At 62.6% G+C, this 17,999-nt stretch carries 13 protein-coding genes; 3 read left to right on the forward strand and 10 right to left on the reverse strand.

Annotated features, from left to right (window positions below; genetic code table 11):
• Window positions 1-19: 19 nt before the first annotated feature.
• Window positions 20-997, forward strand: coding sequence for a TRAP transporter substrate-binding protein (locus AC0L3C_RS00945; RefSeq protein ID WP_473406919.1), 978 nt, complete (start codon window positions 20-22; stop codon window positions 995-997).
• A gap of 193 nt (window positions 998-1,190) precedes the next feature.
• On the opposite strand, the gene AC0L3C_RS00950 is transcribed toward AC0L3C_RS00945, so the two are convergent.
• Window positions 1,191-2,096, reverse strand: a complete 906-nt coding sequence (locus AC0L3C_RS00950) for an AraC family transcriptional regulator (RefSeq protein ID WP_473283089.1) — start codon at window positions 2,094-2,096, stop codon at window positions 1,191-1,193.
• 138 nt (window positions 2,097-2,234) lie between these two features.
• On the opposite strand from AC0L3C_RS00950, the gene AC0L3C_RS00955 reads away from it, so the two are divergent.
• Window positions 2,235-2,801, forward strand: a complete 567-nt coding sequence (locus tag AC0L3C_RS00955; RefSeq protein ID WP_473261255.1) for a hypothetical protein — start codon at window positions 2,235-2,237, stop codon at window positions 2,799-2,801.
• Between the two features lie 121 nt (window positions 2,802-2,922).
• On the opposite strand, the gene AC0L3C_RS00960 is transcribed toward AC0L3C_RS00955, so the two are convergent.
• The 5 genes from AC0L3C_RS00960 to AC0L3C_RS00980 form a co-directional block, all read right to left on the reverse strand.
• Window positions 2,923-4,404: an NCS1 family nucleobase:cation symporter-1 gene (locus tag AC0L3C_RS00960; protein WP_473283091.1), complete on the reverse strand. Its 1,482-nt coding sequence runs from the start codon at window positions 4,402-4,404 to the stop codon at window positions 2,923-2,925.
• Between the two features lie 316 nt (window positions 4,405-4,720).
• Window positions 4,721-5,413: a TetR family transcriptional regulator C-terminal domain-containing protein gene (locus AC0L3C_RS00965; protein WP_473406920.1), complete on the reverse strand. Its 693-nt coding sequence runs from the start codon at window positions 5,411-5,413 to the stop codon at window positions 4,721-4,723.
• Window positions 5,414-5,577: 164 nt separating this feature from the next.
• Window positions 5,578-7,227: an acyl-CoA synthetase gene (locus tag AC0L3C_RS00970; protein WP_473406921.1), complete on the reverse strand. Its 1,650-nt coding sequence runs from the start codon at window positions 7,225-7,227 to the stop codon at window positions 5,578-5,580.
• Between the two features lie 23 nt (window positions 7,228-7,250).
• On the reverse strand, window positions 7,251-9,140 hold the full coding sequence (locus AC0L3C_RS00975) for a TRAP transporter large permease (protein WP_473406922.1): 1,890 nt from the start codon (window positions 9,138-9,140) through the stop codon (window positions 7,251-7,253).
• Between the two features lie 15 nt (window positions 9,141-9,155).
• The gene (locus tag AC0L3C_RS00980; protein WP_473261265.1) at window positions 9,156-10,175 is read right to left on the reverse strand and encodes a TRAP transporter substrate-binding protein; all 1,020 of its coding nucleotides are present in this window, start codon (window positions 10,173-10,175) and stop codon (window positions 9,156-9,158) included.
• Window positions 10,176-10,630: 455 nt separating this feature from the next.
• Between AC0L3C_RS00980 and AC0L3C_RS00985 the strand changes: the two genes are divergently transcribed.
• A complete protein-coding gene (locus tag AC0L3C_RS00985) occupies window positions 10,631-11,827 on the forward strand; it encodes a M24 family metallopeptidase (RefSeq protein ID WP_473406923.1) in 1,197 nt (398 codons plus the stop codon).
• 89 nt (window positions 11,828-11,916) lie between these two features.
• On the opposite strand, the gene mdoH is transcribed toward AC0L3C_RS00985, so the two are convergent.
• The 4 genes from mdoH to fsrB all read right to left on the reverse strand — a co-directional run bounded on the left by mdoH (window position 11,917) and on the right by fsrB (window position 17,998).
• On the reverse strand, window positions 11,917-14,061 hold the full coding sequence (gene mdoH, locus AC0L3C_RS00990; protein WP_473406924.1) for a glucans biosynthesis glucosyltransferase MdoH: 2,145 nt from the start codon (window positions 14,059-14,061) through the stop codon (window positions 11,917-11,919).
• Window positions 14,049-15,557: a glucan biosynthesis protein G gene (locus AC0L3C_RS00995; protein ID WP_473261644.1), complete on the reverse strand. Its 1,509-nt coding sequence runs from the start codon at window positions 15,555-15,557 to the stop codon at window positions 14,049-14,051. The genes mdoH and AC0L3C_RS00995 overlap by 13 nt, the downstream gene beginning before the upstream one ends.
• Window positions 15,558-15,795: 238 nt before the next feature.
• Window positions 15,796-16,623, reverse strand: coding sequence for a hypothetical protein (locus AC0L3C_RS01000; protein ID WP_473261271.1), 828 nt, complete (start codon window positions 16,621-16,623; stop codon window positions 15,796-15,798).
• 61 nt (window positions 16,624-16,684) lie between these two features.
• Window positions 16,685-17,998 (reverse strand): siderophore utilization protein FsrB, encoded by a 1,314-nt coding sequence (gene fsrB / locus AC0L3C_RS01005; protein WP_473261273.1) that lies wholly within the window; start codon window positions 17,996-17,998, stop codon window positions 16,685-16,687.
• Window position 17,999 lies beyond the last annotated feature (1 nt).

The raw sequence follows: 17,999 nt of genomic DNA on the forward strand, positions 1-17,999 counted from the left end.
GACTGTGAGGAGAAGCCCCATGATCTCTCGTTTAATCCGCGCATCCCTGATCGCCGGCGCCGTGCTGGCTGCGACACCCGCTTTGGCTCAGACCAAATGGAATCTGCCGGCGGCATATCCGGCCGACAATCCGCACTCCGAGAATCTCGTCGCGTTCGCCATGGACGTCGAAGCCGCGACATCAGGCAAGCTTCAGATCACGGTTCATCCCGGCGCCTCGCTGTTCAAGGCGCCCGACATCAAGCGCGCGGTGATGACCGGGCAGGCGCAGATGGGCGAAGTCTTGCTGTCGATCCACGAGAACGAGGATCCGGTATTCGGGGTCGACGTCGTGCCGTTTCTGGCGACCAGCTTTCCGGACGCCATGAAGCTGTATCAGGCGTCGAAGCCGTTGATTGCCAAGAAGCTCGATGCGCAGGGGCTCAAGCTGCTGTTCGTCGTGCCGTGGGCACCGCAGGGCGTCTATGTCAATAAGCCGCTTGCAACGATCGAAGACATGAAGGGCCTGAAATGGCGGGCCTATAATGTTGGTACTGCGCGCATCGGCGAACTGGTCGGCGCGCAGTCGGTCACCATCCAGGCCGCCGAGTTGCCGCAGGCGCTTGCCACCGGCGTCGTGAACTCCTTCATGTCGTCAGGCGGCACGGGCTACGATGCGAAGGCATGGGAGTCGCTGAAGTACTTCTATGACGTGCAAGCCTGGATCCCGAAGGACTACACCTTCGTCAACAAGGCGGCGTTCGAGGCGCTCGACAAGCCGACCCAGGAGGCCATCCTCAAAGCCGCCGCGACCGCGGAAACCCGCGGCTGGAAGGCCTGGCAGGACAAAAGCACCTGGTACATCGATCAGCTCAAGGCCAAAGGCATGACGGTCGAGCCGCCGAGCCCGGCCCTAAAGGCGGGCTTCCAGAAGATCGGCGAACAGCTCACCGCCGACTGGCTCAAGAAGGCGGGAGCCGACGGCCAGGCTCTGGTTGACGCCTATAAGAAGATGTGAGGGCGGCAATACCTTCCGTTCGCCTTCGCGAGGCGGGCGGAAGGTCTCTCCCGTATCAGCGGCAATTGACCACCAGGCAGGATCACGAGGCGTAACGCAGCACGGCCTTGCCGGTGGGAGCGCACGGAGCGCCGAGCCGAAAGCCTCGCGCCGGCGACACGGCTGCTGCGTTTCAGAACATGGTCATCCGGGATTAAGCTTTGCGGACCAGTCGCCAGCGTCCTGGCGTGGCACCCGTTGCCGCCGAGAACACTCTGGTAAAATGACTTTGGTCCGCGAAGCCGCATTTGACGGCAATTTCCGTGAGCGACAGCGGCGAGCTTGCCAGCAGGCTCTTGCTTTGCTCGATCCGCTGATTGATCAACCATCGATGCGGCGGTGTTCCTGTGCTGACTCTGAAAGCGCGGGCGAAGTGGGCGGCTGACACGCCACACTCAGCGGCAATTCGGGCCAACGCGATCTCGCCATCGAGATTTGCGCGAAGGAGCGCCTTCGCCGTCCGCAGTTGCCATGGCGCCAATCCGCTGCGGTGAGAGCGATTGCGAGGTTGGCCGATGGCATAGGTCTTGAGAAAATGAGTGTTGATCGCCATCGCGACGTGGCCCACGAAAAGCTCGTTGGCCTCATGCGGTCTTTCGAGCGCCGGCAGAAGGCAAGCACCCAGATGAGCCATGACTGGATCCATGAAGTTCGCGCCCGCGCCAACGTCATATTCAACGCGACCAAGATCAAGCTGGTTCGCCAATTCATTTAGCGTGCCGTGCGGCAGATACAGGTAGAGAAAGTCAAAGGGATCGCGGAAGTGAACGACCGTTTCACATCGCAGATCGTAGATGCTGGTCTCGTCCTTCAAGGCGCCCTTGGGTGCGTATCGACCATCCAGCCACGACTCGGCTCTCTGATGCTGCAGCCGAAGGCAGAGTGCGAAGGCCTCGTCCGGAGGCGACGGCAGCGTCGGATCGCCGACCGGTCCGGAATATGCCATCCGCACCGCGGCGAACGTTCCCTTTTGGAGCGACTTGACGAGGCTCGAGCTCGGCTCGCTGATCATTGGAAATAGCTGCGCAAGCCGGTCGCCGTAGAGGCCATCATCGCTCATGATGTGTCTCCACTGCGCGGCCGATCACGACCGACCCACTCTGCGTTCGGTTTTGAGGCCCTTGCCTGATTCCTTCCAGGCCGGTTTCGATCAATCGCGGCTCAGGACGTTCAAGCACCTTGGGTCGGATGACCTTAGATGGAGGCAACACTTCAGCTTTCACGTTGGTTGCCTCCGGGAGCATTGATGTATTTTAAGACGATCAAACCGCACGTCATGTCAGGGTCAGCACAGACCAATCTGTCTTTCCTGGAAGATATCGTCCGCGCGGCCCGTTCTCGGTTCGCTGCGCTTGTGGACAAACTCGCCGGATTGCAGGCCAGGCAATCATCGAAGCCCTCGATCGAGCGGAGTTCACATGACGACAATCCGGGCAGCCGCGCGCTCGGTCTGGCGACCGTGACCGATGATCTGCTCGCGATCGTCACCGTGATGGATCGGATGGCAGGCGAGCTCCTGCTGGAATCCGAGCAATTATGGGCCTCGGTCGGATTTGTTTCCGGGAACGTCCACAAGATCGCCTTTGGACGATGGCGTTTGCTCGGTAGCCGGAAGCGGAACGACCTGTTCGCCGCCGCGGTCGACGACAGGCTCAGGCGCACGCCGCGCTTGGTGATCTCGCTGCTGGAGGTTGCTACCATCCTGGAGGAAGCGGTTGCAGACCTGCATCCAGTCCAGACCGGGGAAGGGGCTCGCAGCAGGTAACGATATCGCCACCGATCATCGCGACGTCGTATCTGGCTAGCATGCGCGTTCGACCGAACGCGCATGCCAACAATATTGCGCGGCCGCCGCCCACATGGCGGTGGACCCGCAACTTCGAACGTCATTCGCCCGCCCCGACAATGACGGAAACCGGCCTTTGCTCCTTCGAGAGGGCTCGGTAGATCAATCCGCCGGCAGTGGCCCCGATGAGCCATCCCCAGTCGCCGACGTTGAAGATCAGCCCATAAGCACCTGCCAGCGAGAGTCCGATCGACAGAGTGCCGGATACCGCAAGTGCAATCAGCGCCTTGTAGTTCCAGCCGCCGTCGTAATGAAATTCACCGGCTGGTGACATCGTATAGAGGTCCTCCAGCACGACGATCTGCTTTTTCACGAGATAGTAGTCGGCGATCATGATGCCGAACATGGGCCCGAGCGCGGAGCCGAAGATGCTGACGAACAGCGTGATGGCCGATGGGCTGGCCACGAACAGCCAGGGGCAGACGAGGACCGACAGGATCGACGTGATCAGGCCTCCCAGCCTGAAATTGATGCGCTGCGGATTCAGGTTGGAGATATCGTAAGCCGGCGATACGAAGTTCGCGACGATGTTGATGCCCATCGTCGCGACGATGAACGTGATCGATCCGATAATGACGACGAACGGATTGCCGATCTTCTCCACGATCAGCACTGGATCCATGATCGCCTCCCCAAACACCTTCAGCGTACCGGCCGTCACGATCACCGTAATGATCGAGAAGACCAGGAAGTTGACGGGAAGCCCGAGCAGATTGCCCGTTTTCATGGCTCGCTCATCCTTGCCGAACCGGGCGAAGTCGCCAAAATTGAGCAGGAGCGCCGAGAAGTAGGCCACGATCAGCATCGCGGCATTCGCCATCACGCCGATCGTCGCCGCGGTTGTGGCGGCCGGCGGGCTGAGTTGAAGAGACAGGCTCGAGAAACCGGCCTGCCATAACATCCAGATCGCCAACGCGAACATGACGACGTAGACTACGGGTCCGCAGAAATCGATGAAGCGGCGGATGCGCTCCATCCCGCTCAGGAAGATGAGAAGTTGGAACAGCCACATGAAAAGGAAGCTGAACCATGCGAGCGTCGACAGGCCGGCGATGCTGTTGTGGGTGAGATCGGCGGCCGAGGGCATCAGAGTCACGATCAGGACTTGCACCGCCTTCGAGGCGAAGTAGGTCTGCACGCCGTACCAGACAATGCCGACGACGCCCCGCACCATGGCGGCGAGATTGGCGCCCATCACCCCGAACGAGATGCGGGCCACCACCGGGAACGGAATGCCGTAGCGTAGCGAGGGCCGTCCGATCAGGTTCATCAGGAAGTAGACCGCCGTGATACCAACCAACATGGAGATCAGCACCTGCCAGCCTGTCAGGCCGAGAAAGAACAGGCTCGCCGCGAAGGTGTAGCCGCCCACGGAATGGACGTCCGACATCCACATCGCAAACAGGCTGAAGACACCCCAGGTTCGGCCCTCAGGCGCGGTTGGAGCAAGGTCGTGATTGTAAAGCTTTGGGTGGGCGCCGGTGATGATCAGCGTGGGAACGTCGCCGCTGTTGGATGACATGTCCTCTACCTCGGATTTGCTGGCGCAGGGCAACGGCGTTGGAGGCCGCGGTCCCTGCGATTGGTGCTCGCACTTTGCGGTAGGTCGGGTCGAAGCAAGCGACATGCCATTTTATAACGATCGATAAAATGATTTTACGATCGATAAAATCATTTTACAAACACGCATTTTCGATCCGGCGTCCACTATCGGCGCAAAGTGCATCGCTGCGACCGGACATCAGTGCAGTTCTGGCTAGGATGTCCCGCGCGTGAGCGAAATGGCGGAGATGGGGAAAATAGGTGCGCTGGCTAAAAACGAGCCGCCGAACAACAGGCTAGGCGCCAGCTTCGGCAGGGCCTGAAAGGCCAAGTCCGCCGAGAACGAGCTGGACGATCGTCGCCTTGGCCGCAGTGTAGTCGGCCTCTTCGAGCTGTCTCTTGCCCTTCATGATGGTCATCTGGCTGGAATAATCCGCATAGGCCTGGGTCATCGCCCAGATGCAGAAGAAAAGATCGACAGCGCTGATCGGCCGAATCGCCCCGCTCGCGGTCCATTGGTCGAGCGTCTTGACCTTGTCGAGCAGCAACGGGGTCGAGACTTTTTCGATGAAGCTGCCGATGAATTGAGCGCCGCTGATGATTTCGTTGGCATAGATGCGCGACAGATGCGGGTGATCTCGCGAGAAGTCGATCTTCCTGCTGATGTAGCGCACCAGGATGATCTCGACATCGGACGTCATGTCGAGACTGTCCATGTCTCGTGCCCACATGTTCATCGCACGTTCCAGCACCGCGCGATACAGATCCTCCTTGTCTTCGAAATAATAGTAAATGTGGGGTTTCGCGATCGATGCCTTTTTAGCGATCAGTGCCGTCGTCGCTCCGCGAAAGCCGAAATGCCCAAAGACGAACTCTGCCGCATCGAGGATTTTTCCTTCGACGTCCGGGCCCGGCGCTGCCTTGCGGCCGCCTTTTGGCGCCCGGCGGATGCGAAAGTGCTTCAACTTGTCGGCGGGCATGGCTGCCATAGAGCCTCGATAGGGAGCTTGCCTTCACCAGCGAAGGCTGAGCGGGATGGGTCGCCGGATTGCTGTCGGCGATTCCGGCTGGACGTTGCCTTGCCCGTCCAGCTTTATCAAGCAATTAGGAAGGCAGGGACGTCTTAATGCGTTGGCAGACCCAAGGCATCGGCTCAGGCCGAGATCGCCTTCGCCGATCCCGCTTCGTTGCGCAGCAGGAATTTCTGGATCTTTCCCGTCGACGTTTTCGGGATCGGCCCGAACACGACGGCCTTCGGCGTCTTGAAGCCGCTCATGTGCGAGCGGCAGAAGGCGATGATGTCGGCTTCGCTCGCGCTCGCGCCGTCCTTCAGCTCAACGAAGGCGCAGGGCACTTCGCCCCATTTCGGATCGGGCTTTGCGACCACGGCGGCGAACAGCACGGCCGGGTGCTTGTAGAGGACGTCCTCGACCTCGACCGAGGAAATGTTCTCGCCACCGGAGATGATGATGTCCTTGGAGCGATCCTTGATGATGACGTAACCATGCGCGTCGAGCACGCCGAGATCGCCGGTGTGAAACCAGCCGCCTTCGAAGGCTTCCTTCGTCGCCTTGTCGTTCTTGAGATAGCCCTTCATCACGATGTTGCCGCGGAACATGACCTCGCCGATGGTCTCGCCGTCGCGCGGCACCTGCCTCATGGTCTGCGGATCGATGACGGTGACGCCTTCCTCGAGCGGGTAGGGCACGCCCTGCCGCCGCTTCAAGCTGGCGCGCTCGGCTGCGGGCAGATCGTCCCAGCCTGGCTGCTCAGCGCAGACGGAGGCGGGGCCGTAGACCTCGGTCAGGCCGTAGACATGCGTCAGCTTGATCCCGATGCTCTCGGCGCCCTCGAGCACCGCGACCGGCGGCGCGGCACCGGCGATCAGCCCGACGACCCGGCGCGCGGCACCACCCTTCGGTGCATCGGGTGCGTTGATCAGCGTGTTGTAGACGATCGGCGCGCCGCACATGTGGGTGACGCCGTGCTGCTTGATCAGCTCGAAGATCTTGGTCGGCTCGACCTTGCGCAGGCAGACATTGATGCCGGCGGCCGCCGCAATGGTCCAGGGAAAGCACCAGCCGTTGCAGTGGAACATCGGCAGCGTCCAGAGATAGACCGGATGCTGGCCGAGTTGGCCCGCGAGGATGTTGCTGACGGCATTCAGATAGGCGCCGCGATGATGGGTGACGACGCCCTTGGGATTTCCCGTGGTGCCCGAGGTGTAGCTCAGCGCGATCGCGTCCCATTCGTCGCCCGGCAGGATCGCCGCGAAATCAGGATCGCCTTGCGCGAGCGCGGTCTCGTACTCGATCTCGCCGATGCGCCGGCCGCCCTTGAAGGCGTCGTCGTCGACGTCGATCACGAACGGTTTTGGGCCACTCATCTGCGCGAGCGCGTCGGTGATGACGCCGGAAAACTCGGGATCGACCAGAATGATCTTCGCGCCGCCATGGTCGAGCTGAAATGCGATCGAAGGCGCATCGAGCCGGATGTTCAGTGCATTGAGCACGGCGCCGGTCATGGGGACGGCGAAATGCACCTCGTTCATCGCCGGAATGTTCGGCAGCATCGCCGCGACGGTGTCGCCGATGCCGATGCCCTTGCCGGCAAGATATGAGGCAAAGCGCTTGCAGCGCTCATGCGTCTCGCGCCAGGTGAAGCTGCGCCCCTCGTAGACCGTGCTGACGTGATCGGGATAGACCGCGGCGCTGCGTGCGAGGAAGCTCAACGGGCTCAGCGGCACGTAGTTGGCGGGCGTCTTCTCGAGGCCGATATTGTATTGGTTCTGCCGCTCGCTCATCGACACCTCCCTTACGCGCCGGCCTACAGGAATCCGATCGAGATCCACGGAAAGACGGCGACGACGATCAATCCTACCAGCAGCGCCAGCAGATAGCCCCAGATCGGCCTGATGCCTTCGGCCGGATCGACGCGTCCGATGGCGCAGGCGGCATAATAGCCGACCCCGAAGGGTGGGGCGAATAGCCCGATACCCATCGCGAGAATGATCACCATGGCATAGTGCACCTCGTGCACGCCGACCGCACGCGCGATCGGAAACAACAGCGGACCGAACAGCACGATCGCCGGAATGCCCTCCAGCACGCTGCCGAGGACGGTGAAGGCCAGGATCGAGACGGCGATGAAGGTCGCCGCGCCGCCCGGCAATCCGGTCATGGCGGACGCCAGTGAGCGCGAGAAGCCTGATTGCGTCAGGCCCCAGGCCATGCCGGTGGCCGTGCCGATGATCAGCAGGATCGCGCCCGACAGCGCAGCGGTCTCGACCAGCATCGGGAACAGCCGCCGCCAGTCGAAGCGGCGGTAGACGAGGAGGCCGACCAGGGCGCCATAGACGATGCCGATGGTGGAGACTTCGGTGGCGGTCGCGATGCCTTCGACCACGGCGTAGCGAATCACGAAGGGCAGCGCGAGCGCGGGCAGGGCGATGACGAAGGTCTTGCCGATCTCGCCGCCTGTGGCGCGTCGGACATGGCTCATGTCCTCGTGGCGGTAGCGCCACCACACCAGCATGCACAGCGTGATCGCGAGCACCACGCCGGGCAGGAGGCCGCCGGTGAACAGCGCGGCGATCGAGACGCCGGTGACCGATCCGATCGTGATCAGCACGAGGCTCGGCGGAATGGTTTCGGTCTGCGCGCCGGTGGCCGCAAGAAGCGCGACGAGATCGCCGGGCTTGGCGCCGCGCTGCTTCATCTCCGGGAACAGCACGGGCGCGACCGCCGCCATGTCGGCCGCCTTGGCGCCTGAGATGCCGGAGACCAGGTACATGGCGCCGACAAGGACGTAATGCAGCCCGCCGCGGACATGGCCGAGCAGGCTCGCCAGGAACGCCACCATGGCCCGTGCCATGCCGGTCATTTCAATCAGGAGCCCCAAAAATACGAACAGCGGCACCGAGAGCAAAATGAGATGGCTCATGCCCTCGTCCATCCGTCCGACCAGCACCATGACCGGCGTGCGCGTGGTCAGTGCCAGATAGCCGAAGATGGCGAGCCCGAAGCCGAACGCGATGGGAACGCCGGCAAAGACGCAGAAGCCGGCGACGCCCACGAAGAAGATGACGAGGTTGAGGTTGCCAAGCGGCCGCAGATATGGCTGCGCCAGCCAGAACAAGCCGACGACGACGGCGACCGACACCACGGCCGTCAGCACCATGCGGTAATCGGCTGCGCGCAGCAGCCGCAACAGCGCGAACACCGCCATCAGGCAGATGCCGGCCGGCAGCGCCGCGGCGCGCCACATATTGGAGATCTGCAGCGCCGGCGTGGTGATGAAGCTTTCCTCGTAGGCGTAGTCCCAGGACGGCCAGACGATCAGCGCCAGGAAGGCCAGCGCCGCGCAGGTCGCGACGAGATCGAGCCAGGCCCGCGTGGCCGGCTTGGCGCTGCCGACGACCGCAGTCATGCGCATGTGCTCGGAGCGGCGGAACGCGACCGCCGCGCCGAGCATGGCAAGCCACAGGAACAGGATCGAGGCGAGCTCGTCCGACCAGATCAACGGCCGGTGCAGGCCGTAGCGCGCGACCACGCCGGCAAACAGGATCGCGATCTCGGCGACCACCAAAATGGCCGCCGGGATTTCGACGAGGAGGCCGAGTGCGTGCTCCGTCGAGGCCAGCAACGAAGGTCGGCGAGGGGACTGCACAGCCGCCTCGCCCGCCACTCCGCTCACGTCGACCTCGATATGAGCCATGACGGCTCCAACGCGTTACGACAGCTTGCCGACGGCTTTTTCGAGCAGGTCCCAGGCCTGGTCGCCATATTTGCCCTTCCACTCGGCATAGAAGCCGGCGGACCGCAGCTTGTCGCGGAACGGCGCGACGGTTGGCTGGTTGAAGGTCAGGCCCTTGCCCGCGAGTTCCTGCTGGAGATTGGCATTGAGCTTGGCGGTGTCCTCGCGTTCCTTGATCGCTGCGGCATTGATGTTCTTGGCGACGATGGTGCGCACATCCTCGGGCAGGCTGCTCCACGCTTTGCGGTTGGCCAGGAACCAGAAGCCGTCCCACATGTGGTTGGTCAGCGAGCAGTATTTCTGCACCTCGTAGAGCTTGGCGGTCGAGATGATCGCCAGCGGGTTTTCCTGGCCCTCGACGATCCTGGTCTGCAGCGCGGAATAGACCTCGGCGAAATTGATCGAGGCGGGCGCCGCATCGAACGCCTTGAACATCGAGGTCCACAGCGGCGACACCGGCACGCGGATCTTGAAGCCCTTGAGATCGTCCGGGCCGGTGATCGGCTTGCTCGACGACGTGGTCTGGCGGAAGCCGTTGTCCCAGATCTTGTCCATGACCTCGAGCCCGGCCTTCTTGATCTCGCCGCGGACAAAGGCGCCGAGATCGCCGTCCATGGCCTTCCAGACCGTGCCGTAGTCCGGGAACGCGAAGCCGATGCCGTTGATGGACGCCGCCGGTACCAGGGTCGACAGGATCAGGCCGGACAGCGTGAAGAACTCGACGCCGCCGGACCGGATCTGGCTCAGCATGTCTGTGTCAGACCCGAGCTGGTTATTCGGGAAGATCTGGAGGTCGAACTTGCCACCGGTCTCGGCCTTGATCGCCGCCGCCATCTCCTTGGCGCGCACGTTCAGCGGATGGGTGTCCGGCAGGTTGTTGGCGTATTTGTAGGTGAACTCGGCGCTCTGGGCGCGGGCCACATGGGGCGCACTGAGGCCGCCCAGGACCGCGGTCGCGGCGGAGGCCTTGAGAAGCGTGCGGCGGGAAAAGCTCATGGGTCTGCTTCCTCGGAAAGTTTGTTGTTGTTCTGAGATGCAGACCTATACGGACGGAAAGTCAGAAGGTCATCTGCGATCTCGCGAAGCTTCGCTTATTGCAGCCGGACATCGTCGCGGCAATATCGGCTTTCGGAGGCATGGGTCGGATTCAAAAACGCGAAAACAACCCCATGCACAGTAGCCGTCAAAAGTTGGGCGACGTGCCACGGCCGGGCCGAGAAAGAACTGGGAACGAAGGTACAGTGAGAGGAATTCCAGCTAAATATTTGATCTGATTGTATATAAATATATTCCATAATATACCTTATGCGAATTATGGATATGGCTTTGCAGATCAGGCCAGATCATTCCGCAGCTACCCAGAACCCCTCTCTCGGCTCACACTTGGTGCCAAGCAAGCCCGGGCAAACCGACGCAGCGGTTGATGCTCACGTCACCATGGGAGGTTCGTCATGCAGGAGAACGTCGCCCGCGCAGACCGCTCGCACGCCATTCCATTCGATGCCGCCAAGCTCGACCGCCTGATGGAGGCTGCCGGCCTCGACGTCCTGGTCGCGACCTCCAAGCACAATGTGCAGTACCTGCTCGGTGCCGAGCGCGCGATCTTCTTCGATTACATGGATGCGCTGGGCGTCAGCCGCTATCTGCCCGTTCTGGTCTATCCCAAGGGCGCACCGGAGCACGCGGTCTATGTCGGGCACCGGCTGGAGACCCACCAGCGCGCTGTTGCGCCGCCATGGGTAGCGCAGGTCCGGACCGAGTCCAACGGCTCGGTCGACGCCATCACGCGGGCCGTAAGCCTGATCCGCGGCGCCGGCGTGCCCCTGAAGCGGGTCGGGGTCGAGATGGCGTTCCTGCCGATGGATGCGGGTCGGGCGCTCAGTGACGCCCTGCCCGGTGCCGAGCTCAAGGACGCGCTGCTGGTGCTGGAACGGCTGCGGGCGGTGAAGTCGGTGGACGAGCTGGCGAAACTCAAGACGGCGTCCGAACTGGTGATCGCCTCGATGCTGGCGGTGATCGCCGGGCACGGGCCGGGCACGACCAAGCAGCAATTGTCGGACGCCTTGCGGATCGCCGAAGCCAATCGCGGGCTGACCTTCGAATACTGCCTGCTGGCCTGCGGCAGCAGCCACAACCGGGCGCCGTCGGCGCAGCGCTGGGAGCAAGGTGAGGTGCTGTCGCTCGACTCCGGCGGCAATTATCACGGCTATATCGGCGACCTCGCGCGCATGGCCGTGCTCGGCGATCCCGATGCCGAGCTGAAGGACTGTCTGGCCGAGATCGAGGCGGTCCAGCGCGCTGCCTTCGCCGCGGTCCGGCCCGGCGCCATGGGCGGCGACATCTACGTCGCGGCCGAGCGGCAGCTCGCAAAGATCAGCCAGCGCGACTGCACGGAGTTTTTGGCCCATGGCATGGGCCTCGTCAGCCACGAGGCCCCTCGCCTGACCGCCAAGGGCCCGATCCCCTACGACGACACCGACGCCCGCCTGCCGCTCGAAACAGGCATGGTGGTGTCGATCGAGACCACGATGAAGCATCCGAAACGCGGATTCATCAAGCTCGAGGATACGGTCGCGGTGACGGCGACGGGGTATGAGATCTTTGGCGAGGGTGGTCGCGGGTGGAATTTGGGGGGCAGTGCGCTGTAGGCCGGCACCACCCGTGGCGCTTAAAGCAACATTCGCCCTCTGCCCGAGCACCACCGGATCGTCAACGCCCTCACCTACACCGCCATGACCTAGGCTTCCGCGGAAGCGGTAGCTCGCGGCATTCGCATGACTTGCTCGAGGGCGTGTCGGTGCTTCAGCACGGCAAGGGTCTCGCGCGCGCTGAGGCTGGAGACGACTTCCTCGAAATCGTCGCTCTGCTCGATCTTGGCCCGGCCGATCGCGAGATCTATGTCGATCTGGCCCGATTTGCGAGGCGGCGTTTCGAGGGACTGCATGTGCGGTCCCAGCAACGCGGGGTTCTGTCTCAATTCGATCAGAGCCGCGCGTGACTCGATCCGATCCAGGCTGGCAAGCTCTCTCGCCCTCTGCAGCAGTGCCGGCGCGCGATTGTCCTCCGGGGTCGCAAACAGGCGCGCCATTCGCGGTGCCGTCGATGTGATGAGACCGATCGGAATGGCGCAAACCAAGCCGATGATCACCGGCGACATCCAGAGCAGCAGCGGAAGCGACACGGCATAGGCGCTTGCCGCCATGGCCAGCCCGCAGAGGGTCGGCACCGTGAATTTGCGATAGACTTCATCGCGCGTGATCCTGCCATCGCTTCGCCGTTGCACTTGCCAGCCCGCATCACGCCCCAGCAGGATCTCCGCCACGGCGGTGGATTGAAAGATCATCATGGATGGGGCGATCAAGGCGGCAAGCAGGCTCTCGGCGACCACCGCCAGCAGCACGCGAAATCCGCCGCCGAATGCCTGCCGTTCCGCACGCCTGGTGAGCAGAACGAGGTAGGCCAGCAATTTGGGCACGATGAGCAGCCCCATTGTCGCGGCAAAGACCCAGGCCGCGAGCACGGGGTCCTGTGCGGGCCACGTTGGAAACAACGAGAAGCCCTTGGGAAAGTACTCCGGCTTGACGAAATAGGCCTGCAAGGAGATCAGGATTCCGAACAATAGAAACAGCAGCCACAGGGGCGCGGTGAGATAGGAGCCGATCCCAGTCAACAGGTGAAGCCTGGAGACCCAATGCAGACCTCGCGCCGGCAAAACGGCAAGATGCTGGAGATTGCCCTGACACCAGCGACGGTCACGCGCCGCGAAATCCAGCAGCGACGGTGGCACCTCCTCGAAACTCCCGCCGAGACCTGGAGCCATGAAAATCCCCCACCCCGCCCGCCGCATCAGAGCGGCTTCGACAAAATCGTGGCTGAGGATATGGCCACCAAAAGGCTTTCTCCCGCGCAATTCGGGCAAGCCCGCCTCTTGCGCAAAAGCCTGTACCCGGATGATGGCATTATGTCCCCAGTAGTTGCCCTCAGAGGCGTGCCACCAGGCGTTCCCGGCCGCGATCAGCGGGCCGTACAAACGACCCGAGAACTGCTGAAGCCGGCTGATCAGGGTTCGCGCATTGACGACGATCGGAAGCGTCTGAATCAGGGCGGCCTGCGGATTCGTCTCCATCGCGCCCACCAGCCGAACGATGGTCTCTCCGCTCATCAGACTGTCCGCGTCGAGGATGATCATGTAGTCGTAGGCGCCACCGAACCGCCTCACCCATTCGGCGATGTTGCCGGACTTTCGGGCGGTGTTGTCGGATCGGTGACGATAGTAGAGATGGCCCGAACCGCAGTTGCGCTGCAGGTCCAGAAACGCAAGCTCCTCGGCAATCCAGATGTCCGGATCTGTCGTGTCACTGAGCAGAAACCAATCGAACAACGCGGCCTGTCCGGTTTCGCCGACCGACTCGTACATGGCGCGGAGTCGCGCCATGAGATGGTGTTGATCCTCGTTATAGGTCGGCAACAGCATCGCCGTTCGGCCGGTGATCCCTGGCAGCGGACCGTGGCTGTCAATTGGCAGCACATCCGGTCGGCCCCGCAGGAGCACAAGAAAACCGGCGACTGAAGACACGAACGAAAACGCGATCCAGGCGAGCAGCACGAGAAACAGCCCGAACACCATGCCTTCAAGGACCGTGACGCCACCAACCTTGAGAACATCGTACATCTCAACAGCGCCCGCAGCGGTAATCGCGGCCGTTCCGGCGAGAATGAACAGGCGCCGCGCTGCAACGGCAGGGGTGGTCCGCAGTCGCGCCGGATAGGCACGATTTGTCCCGTCCAATCGACAGGGCAGCATCGGGAGAGGCGTTTCGTCGGGAAGATACCGAAAGCCGAGCTCAGGCGAAAGCGCAGGCGACGACGTCAGGGCGCCCATCGGTAAACCCAGACTTCGGAGATGGGTTGATCGCCCTGCATCAAGACCGCCCTCAACTCGATAGGCGCATCCTTCACGGCGCATTGAAAACTCAGGCGCCAGCCGCCGGTTTCCGGGTTCGGCTGTGTGACGACGTTCTTGATCTCGGATTTGTCGGCGCTGACGGCGCCCCTCACCTTGTCAGGATCGACCTCCTTCAGCTTGTCACCTAGGAGCTCGAGCACGAACAATTTGCTGTCGTCGCCCCGCGCGCCAACGCCTGTGCGGGTGAACCGGGCCAGTGAATTGGGCTTCGGCGCGTCCGGACCCCAGTGCAGACGATAGGTGTAGTTGTTTTCGCTCTTGGCCTGGAGAGCTGTTTTCGAGCGCCAGAAGGCGGCGATGTTGTCGTGAACTTCCTCCTTGGTCGGGATCTCAAAGAGGACCACACTGCCCTCTCCCCAATCTCCGATCGGTTCGACCCAGAGGCTCGGGCGACGCTCAAAGCGCGATTCAATGTCCTCGTAGGCAAAGAAGTTTCGTTCCCGCTGCATCAGGCCGAAGCCGCGAGGATTGAGATCATTGAATGTGCTGGCCTGCAGATCGTGTGGATTGTTGAGAGGACGCCAGAGTTGCTCGCCCTTTCCATTGAACATTGCGAGCCCATCGGAGTCGTGCACGGCAGGGCGGAAATCGTCGACATCGTGTCGGTCGTTCGGACCGAAAAAGAACATGCTCGTCATGGGCGCCAAGCCGGCATGTTGCAGCTCGATCCGCGGATAGAGCGACATCTCCACGTCGAAGACCGTCGAAGCGCCCGGCCTGATCGTGAAGCGATAGCTTGCCGTAGCGCTCTTGCTGTCAAGCAGCGCATGGACCACGACAGATGTGGCCCCCGGCGCGGGCTTCTCCAGCCAGAAGGCCTTGAAGAACGGAAATTCCTCCCCCTTGCTCTCACCGGTATCGATCGACAGACCGCGCGCGGACAGGCCATAGGTCTCGCCTTTGGCGACCGCACGGAAGTAGCTGGCGCCGAGAAACGCGCAAACCTCGTCGTAATAGTCGGGGCGATTGATCGGGGCGTGAATGCGAAAGCCGGCAAATCCGAGATCGGCGTCCGGTACCTGGCCGATATTGTCGCCGAACGCAAAATCGTCGCGCCGGTACCTGATCGGTACGGCTCGTCCGCCGGAGACCTCGTAGATGTCGACCCTGTTCTTATAGAAAAAGCCGCGGTGGAAAAACTGGACCTCGAAGGGCAGCTTCTCGTTGCGCCAAATTGCGCGCTCCGGCAGAAAGCGAATTGACCGGTACTGATCGTAGGTGAGATCACTAAGCGCGTCCGGGACCTTTTCCTCTGGCGGCGCAAAGGGCTTACTCGCCAAATTGCGGGCAAGGTCGCGGACATAAGAGGGACCAAACGGCAACTCCGCCGCTGATCCCGCAGAGACTGCGCCAGGTAGCAATGTCGCCAATGGCGTCAATGCCGAGGCTTCCAGGAATTGCCGGCGATTCAACTGTGCTACCCGCTTGGTTTCAACCGCAATGCAACCCCCTCGTCGCGGACGAGTTCCACGGACCTCGCCAAATCCGAGGATGATGTTGCCGACGATCTCGTCGATGCGGCTTGGGGCGATTTCGCACTGCTCGGGCCTCGGTTGCATCTGCAGGACGAGCTGCAATTTCCGATTGCGCATTCTCGAGCGATGGCGCCCCGCGCCACGCTGCGGCCCCGAAGGCAACTGGATAATCGCTCTAGCGCAGCGGCAGCAGCTCCAGCTGGCTCTGCGCCTTCTTGACGGCTGCCGCGAACCAACTCTGGCTTGGCGCTTCCTTGGCGAAGCACTTGGTGTAGGCGTCCATCGCGTTGTCTTCGCGCGTGATGTCGCCGCGGGGGTCCTTCTTATCGATGGGTTTGGCCATCATCTGCTTCCAGACCTTCTCGCAAGCCGGGATCTCACCCGTCTTCACCGCATCGCTTGCGGCGAGAAAGAAGACCTTCTCGCCCTGGATCGCGACGACGTCGATTTCATGCGGAGGCCCCTTCAGGTCACCGTTGCCGCGCACGCCCAGTACAGCAACCGCCGCGCTCGCTCCCGCGGGCTTCGTGATCGGCAGCTCGGCGTATTTGGCGAAGGCGGAGTCCTGGATCGCTTGATAGTAGAAGCGGTCCGACTTGAATGCCGCGCCGATCTCCTGCGGCATGCCGTCCTCGCGGTGCTCGCGGAGCCAGTGCTTGAGCAACGCGGTGGTGGTCACGATGGCCTGCATCTTGTCGCCTTCGGACGCGAAGCCGAGGCCGTCGAGATGGCCGAAGCCGGAGTCGCCCTTGAACAGCGTGTCCGCGTTCGAGTTGCCGTCTGAGGACAGTCCCTTGATCGCGACGGGGCCCACCAGACCGCGCAACACAGTCGTCAGCTCCTTGAGCGCCGCATCGTGCTGCTTGCTGGTCTCGTCGTTTTCCGGAGCCTTCGCGAACTTTGCGATGTAGCGATCGCGCAGGTCGAGATAGTGCTGCTCGAGCGTCGCCGCATAAGCGGGCGTAGCCAAGGCGAGCAGGCAGAGCAAGGCGAGCGATCTCATGTGATTTCCGACAGGGCTGGGTCTGATCTCCAGTCTTTGTGCCGGTGCCGGCCGGGAAGGTTCATCCGCGAGGGGCCGCGCCCTGCTTCGCCGGCGTCAGTTGCTGCCGGTTCAGCCGCATCGCCGCCGTCTCCCGCACGCGGACACGGGCCCGGCGCTTGCGCCACCAGATCACGATTCCGGTGACCGAGAGTGCCGCCACCACCAGCCCCATGATCGAGATCAGGATGCGGCCGAACAGTCCCACGATGCGGCCCGAATGCAATGGGAATTGCGCCTGCACGAAGATATCGGCGGCGGTGCCGACCCAGGGCAACCGTTCGCCGATCGGACGGCCGTCCTCGCTGTCGTAATAGAGCTGCGCCGGGCCGACCCCGCCGGCGCCGTGATCATCGCCGGGATGGAAGAACGCGGCGGCATAGACACCATGGGCCGGGCCGTAATTGACCGAGCCGACCGGGACAGGCCACCCTCGCCCCTTGCCGTCGGCCGCCGCGCGCGCGGCGATGTCGGCGAAGCTGACCTTGGGCTCGATGGGGTCGTCGAGATCGCGATACGGCCGTTGCTCATAGGGTGTCGGCGTGTAGTTCGACACCACCTTCATCAGCGGCGAGAACACCTCGAAATAGAGATTCAGCGAGAACGCCGTGAAGGCGATGATGAATAGCACAGCCCAGGTCCACAGGCTGAAAGCGCGATGGATGTCGAAATTGATCCGGTAGGCGCTGCCCGAGGTCTTGATGGTCCACGCCGGCGCCCAGCGCGCCCAGAAGCCGCGTTCGAGCTGGCGCGTGACTTGGGGCGCCCGCGCCGCCTTGGCACGCCGGCGCGAGGGCAGCGTCAGGTAGAAGCCGACGAAGCAATCGACGGTCCAGATGATCGCGATGATTCCGAGCAGGCGCATGCCCCAGCGGTCGCTGCCCCAGAATTCCGGGATGTGCATGGTGTAGTGCAGCTTGTAGAGGAACGAGACGAAGTTTTCGCGCGTCACCGGCCACACCGCGCCCCAATAACGGCGGCCGAGCTCGGCGCCGGTGTTGGGATCGAGGAAGATCTGATTGTAGTCGAGCGCGTAGCGCTTGCCGGTCGCGGGATCGATCCTGGGCATGACGAAGAACCACAGCGAGTGGCCCGCCTCCGGCGTCATGAAGAGGTAGACCACGCGCGCGCGGGGATCGCGCTGCTCGATCATCTTGGCGAGATCGATCGAGGGAATGGCCGGGCCCTTGCTGCTGACGTCGAACAGATGGCTGTTCAGGACCTCGTCGATCTCGTGGTCCCAGGAGATGATCGCCCCGGTGATGCCGGAGAAGAACAGGAATCCCGCCGTCAGCAGTCCCGCCCAGCGATGCAGCTTGCCGAATATCGCTCTCATC

This window comes from Bradyrhizobium sp. WSM4872 (genome assembly GCF_055811715.1).